The sequence below is a fragment of the Leisingera sp. F5 genome (assembly GCF_001593695.1).
The window spans coordinates 1-1,298 of record NZ_LUKH01001075.1 but is presented as its reverse complement, the minus strand read 5'-3'; the positions used below and the strand labels follow the sequence as shown (position 1 = coordinate 1,298).

At 61.5% G+C, this 1,298-nt stretch carries 1 protein-coding gene; it reads left to right on the top strand.

Going from position 1 to position 1,298, the window contains the following annotated elements; all coding sequences use genetic code 11:
• Positions 1-1,298: methyl-accepting chemotaxis protein (locus A2I95_RS38995; protein WP_291737739.1), on the top strand; the 1,298-nt coding region annotated here is incomplete at both ends.

Genomic DNA, 1,298 nt, shown 5'->3' with positions numbered 1-1,298 from the left:
ACCCTGGCTGCTGTCGCCGTGTCGCTGACTGTCAGCACAGCCATCGGCCTGCGCCTGATCATGGCATTCACCAAGCAGTTCGGCGCCCTGCAGGCGGACCTCGACAGGCTCGCCAGTAAGGAGTTCGATTTCGAACCGGCATTTCTGCAGTCCAAGACCGAAGTCGGAAAACTCAGCCGCGCAATGGAGAAAACCCGTGCCGCCCTTGCAGAGGCCGAAGACAAGCTCGATTCCATCGAGGCCAGCCGCATCGCCGACCGCGGCGCCGTTGTGGGCAAGCTTGAAGAAAATCTCGCCCGCCTCTCCAACCGCGATCTCGAATGCACTATCAACGAGGCATTCCCGGAAGAATACGACCAGCTGCGCCAAAGCTTCAACACCACAGTGGCCACACTGAAAGAGACCATCGAACAGGTAATCACGGCCACTGGCAGTATTCATAGCGGCGCGACCGAAATCAGCACCGCCTCGGACAATTTGTCGAACCGTACCGAAAGCCAGGCCGCCACGCTGGAAGAAACCGCCGCGGCGCTGGAACAGCTGACCGCGTCGGTAAAATCTTCGGCAGACGGCGCCCGCGATGTCGAGCACACGATGCAGGAGGCCCGCCAGGAAGCCGAAGGCAGCAGTGAAGTGGTGCGAAACGCGGTTGCCGCAATGAATGAGATCGAGCAGTCTTCGGCCAAGATCTCGCAGATCATCTCGGTAATCGACGATATCGCTTTCCAAACCAATCTTCTGGCCTTGAATGCAGGTGTCGAGGCCGCCCGTGCAGGCGAGGCCGGCAAAGGATTTGCCGTTGTCGCCTCAGAGGTCCGGGCTTTGGCGCAGCGCTCGGCTGATGCGGCAACCGAGATCAAGACGCTGATCGGCGACAGCTCCAAACATGTGAAGCAAGGGGTCGATCTGGTTGGCGAAACCGGCGAGGCGCTGACCAGCATCGTGGGCCGTGTCAGTACTGTCTCAGAACTGGTTTCCAACATTGCCGAGGGTGCGGCCGAGCAGTCGACCGGCCTGAGTGAGATCAACACCGGCGTCAGCCAGCTGGACCAGGTTACTCAGCAGAACGCCGCCATGGTGGAAGAAGCCACTGCTGCCGGCCACATGCTGCACACCGATGCGGGCAAGCTGGCGGAGCTGATGGCACAGTTCAAGATTGCCGGACTTGCCGCCCCGGCGGCCCGCAGCACGCCTGCAGACACGGCACCGGCAGGCCCCAGCGCACATGGCGGAGAAATCGAGTTCGGTTCGGCCGTTCCAATGCCAGCCAAGGCGGCCAACGCCGGCTGGCACGATTT